This window comes from Telluria sp. ZB4P37, assembly GCF_059685855.1.
In genome coordinates, this window is sequence record NZ_JCASID010000034.1 from 1 (window position 1) to 3,566 (window position 3,566).

Here is a 3,566-nt window from a genome sequence, read left to right on the forward strand (position 1 = left end):
GTTCGTCAGCAGCAGAGAAGAGAGAGTATGCGGCGTTTTGCGTTTCTCGTCAACCCCTTCGTTTCCTTCGCTGTCGCTGCCGTGAAGCTGCGTGTGCGTCGGAGGAGCAGAACTATATCAACTACTCACTAAATCCGCAAGCTGAAAAAATTCGGGAAACCTGCGCTTTGCAAAACCAGATAGTTAATCACTATTAAAAGAGTAAAAATAATTTACTTCTTACATGATGTGAGAATGCTTATCATCGCGTCAAGTTAATCAAGGAGCAGGACAATGGCGGCAGCGGCGAAGAAACTGAGTCAGGTGGGGACTCATATGGTGATTGCGTTCGTGATCGCCTACGGTGTAACAGGCTCGGTCGTGTTCGGCGGCTTGGCGATCCTCATTGAGCCGGTGATCAATGTACTCCTGCTGCCCTTTCACGAAAATATGTGGGTCCACATCAGACTCATATACGGCTCTGCATGCGGACGGTTTGGGTTCGCCGCGGCTGAGAAAGTGAGCCAAGCCGCCCTCCATGCTGGTGTCGCATTCGCGGTCATGTACTGGGCAACCGGCTCCGCGGCCTTGGGTGGCCTCGCCGCATTACTCGAGCCGGTGTGCAATGTGATCCTGCTGCCGCTTCATGACCGCGCGTGGGACGCTGTGCGCTCACATCAGTTTGCTTCTGTATAGGCTGTGCAACTGAGATCAAGCGTTTCGGATCGCCGCCAGCGCCCACTGGTAAGCTATGCGCTCCTGCTCCATCCGCAGTCGCTTGCCGTGAATGTTGTCACGTAGTTCGCGAAAGAGCCGCCGTTCCGCATCCGTGAGTCGTCGCAGATCGCCGGTATAGCGTTTGTCGGGATCTTCTTCTCCCCACAATCGCTCATGCGCGTGGAAGGTTCGATCGTCCATTAGCAGCGAGCACACATGCGGCAGGTTCGCGCGCAGGCGGTCGAGGATCGCAAAACCATGGGTGTCGATGTCGCCCCAATACAGCACCTGCCTGTCGCGGAGCCAGCCGATCTGTGCGAGGCGGTCGATCCCGTAACCGCCACCGAACACCACCATTCCCGACCGCACTGCGGGAAACGCCAGCGCATTCACCTCGTTCTCGGTAACGAATACCCGTTGCACCCTGGTGTCGAGTGTCGCGAATTGTGCGACCGGCACTGTCAGGTCCGACAGGCCGCCTATGAAATGCTCAGGATCGAGCATCCGGAAACGGATCAGCGCCGGCTTGGATAGCAGTCCGAACCGGCTTTCGAACTGGCTTACCCCGGTTGCACTGGCCAGTATCGTCCCGGCCGGCATGACCTGGTCCAGCAGTTCGGTTAACAATCCCTTGCGCGACTCGATGAATTTGCTGTCGACGCCTTCGATGTCGAGCTGGCGCAGATAAATCGCCGGTCGGCGTCACCCGGCGCCTCCGGCGGCTGGGCGTCCAGCCGGGCATCGGGCTGGACATCGGGCGCTGCGTCGCCTGGGCTGGCAAGGTCGAACTGCGCCTGAAGGGGTTGTGCAGGTGGATGGAAGCCGGACGGTGCGTTCATGCGCTTTCCTCTCCAATTGCGGATGCGGTGTGACTGGCGTAGGCGTCGAGCCGCTTGTCGAATTCGTCAAGCCATTGCGCATCGACGAAGGCTTTCAGGATGCGGCGTACTTCGTATTGGCTGTCCTGACCTCGCAGGCGGCGCAGGAAACCGAGCTCGACGACCTTGTTGAGGTGCGTCTCCATGCGGTCGAGCATACGTGCCTCGTTCGCAGTGTCGGGCAGGAACAGGCGCATTTGCTCTGCGATGTCTTCACGGCTCACCACCAGCCGGGTATCGCCGCCGGTCGCATCGAATTCGGCCAGCTTTTTGCGCAGCAGGACCAGGATCAGGCTGACGGGGAAGCTGAGCGGGCGCCGCTGGACCAGGCGCGCCATGTCCGGCTCTTCCGCTGATCGGGGACGCTGGCGCAGGTAGGCATGGCCTTCGGCTTCGTCGAAGATCAGGTCGAGGCCGATGACGGCGCAGTAGTCGCGCACGCGTGCCTGCAGGTCGAGCAGGGCTTGCCAGGGTGCGGCGGCGTTTTCGCGGTACAGCACACCCTGGAACAGGTGTACCAGGATAGGGCCCAGGCAGTCGTCGTCATTCATCGGATGTTTGCTCGTGCAGGGTAAAGATAACAAGTGGCAGCGACGCCTGGCGCATGCGGCCGGCGCTGTCGGTCCAGGACACCAGTTCGCTGCGCTCGTCGTCGATGACCGCAGCGACTTCTTGCGTCGCCAGCTTCAGGTAGGTCGCCAGCTCGGCCAGGCCCTGCTCGATCGGGCGTTCCGCGACCAGCGCAGCGAGCGATACCTGGTTCCGGGCCTGCAGTGCGCGCCGGATGTTCGACAGCAAGCGCGCCGGGTCGACGTAGACCTGCTCAAACAGGGCGTCGCTGACGATGTCCGCCGTGGCGTCTTCCATCGTGACGTTGCGGATTTCGGCTTTGAAGGGCGGGTTGTAGAGCAGGCGTTCCATCGGCAGGCCGATCGCCGGCGCAGGTTCGTCGATGGAGGCGAACGTTCCCTCAGGCACCTGGCTACGTAAGGACAACGCTTTCTGTTCGACGCCGCGAATCAGTTCCATGATGCGGCGGTTCTCGATCCAGGCCTGGTCGTCCAGGTAGCGGCGCAGCTGCCCGGACAGGCGCGCCACGGTGCGCTGCGTGACTTCGCCGGCCTCGAGCCAGTCGTAATGGATGCGCCTGAGGCGGCCATCTGGTTCCAGTTCGCGAATTGGTCCAAGTTGCATGACACGCTCCAGTAGTTTGCTGAGTTATCCTGGCGCGACGGCGACATCAGGAGATCCCAGAACGCGCGGAAACTGCGGCCTTCGTCGGAATCGGCAATAAGGTCACGCCAGCCGAACACCTGCTGCAGCAATTCACCCTTGCCTCCATCCCAGGTCGCAATCTGTTCGCGTACGTTTCGGTCCAGACTGCGGAAATTCTGGTCGAGTGCACGAAAATCTGACAGCAGCTCGCGCGCGGTGGCTGCCATCTGCAGGAAACGCTCGCGCACCTGTGTCGGCTCCATCAGGTCGAGGCGGCCTTACCCGATCTGGGCAATCTCGGCATCGATCGCGGCCTTGCACTTCTGTAGTTCTTCGATGCGCGTGCGCGGGTTCAGTTCGGTGCCGTCGACGATCTGCTTAAGCAGATCAAACACGGTCATCTACCGCGACTCGGTACCGATAAAAGCGCGCTGACCCAGGGCGTCGAGCCACTCGATGGCCTGTTCCGCTGACGAGCTCAGGTCATAGTGCGGCTCGTCTTGGCCTTGCGGATAGTATTTCCGAAGTATGACTGTACTGTGAGTCGGGCGATTTGACAGAGGATGGGAGCGAAAAACAAAGTCAGATCAGCCCCCCTTCACCGGTGTGACGGTTCTGAGTGCGCCGTCCGGAAAAGATTCGCGCATTCGCACACGCTGCTGAAGAGAGCGTGTAAACGCAAAAAACCCCACCAGGATCACCTGGTGGGGTTTTGCTTATAACTAGCCTGACGATAACCTACTTTCACACTGGTTGCAGCACTATCATCGGCGCAAA

General features: G+C 60.0%; 6 protein-coding genes and 1 pseudogene. 2 read left to right on the forward strand and 5 right to left on the reverse strand.

What is annotated here, in order from left to right:
• Together AC56K1_RS22890 and AC56K1_RS22895 are read left to right on the forward strand one after the other, a co-directional pair.
• On the forward strand, window positions 1-197 hold a 197-nt coding region (locus AC56K1_RS22890), incomplete at its 5' end, for a hypothetical protein (RefSeq protein WP_497160073.1).
• A gap of 76 nt (window positions 198-273) precedes the next feature.
• Complete coding sequence (locus AC56K1_RS22895; protein WP_497160074.1) at window positions 274-675, forward strand: DUF2061 domain-containing protein; 402 nt, start codon at window positions 274-276, stop codon at window positions 673-675.
• A 15-nt stretch (window positions 676-690) separates the two neighbouring features.
• Here the strand turns inward: AC56K1_RS22895 and AC56K1_RS22900 are convergent, their stop codons facing one another.
• The 5 genes and pseudogenes from AC56K1_RS22900 to AC56K1_RS22920 all read right to left on the reverse strand — a co-directional run.
• Window positions 691-1,386, reverse strand: a complete 696-nt coding sequence (locus AC56K1_RS22900) for a Wadjet anti-phage system protein JetD domain-containing protein (protein ID WP_497160078.1) — start codon at window positions 1,384-1,386, stop codon at window positions 691-693.
• Complete coding sequence (locus AC56K1_RS22905; RefSeq protein WP_497160075.1) at window positions 1,317-1,535, reverse strand: hypothetical protein; 219 nt, start codon at window positions 1,533-1,535, stop codon at window positions 1,317-1,319. Before AC56K1_RS22905 ends, AC56K1_RS22900 begins: the two co-directional genes overlap by 70 nt.
• Window positions 1,532-2,125: a DUF4194 domain-containing protein gene (locus tag AC56K1_RS22910; protein WP_497160076.1), complete on the reverse strand. Its 594-nt coding sequence runs from the start codon at window positions 2,123-2,125 to the stop codon at window positions 1,532-1,534. Before AC56K1_RS22910 ends, AC56K1_RS22905 begins: the two co-directional genes overlap by 4 nt.
• Window positions 2,118-2,768, reverse strand: coding sequence for a DUF3375 family protein (locus AC56K1_RS22915; RefSeq protein WP_497160077.1), 651 nt, complete (start codon window positions 2,766-2,768; stop codon window positions 2,118-2,120). Before AC56K1_RS22915 ends, AC56K1_RS22910 begins: the two co-directional genes overlap by 8 nt.
• Window positions 2,769-2,854: 86 nt before the next feature.
• Window positions 2,855-3,349: pseudogene (locus tag AC56K1_RS22920) on the reverse strand (DUF3375 family protein); the annotation flags it as partial.
• Window positions 3,350-3,566 lie beyond the last annotated feature (217 nt).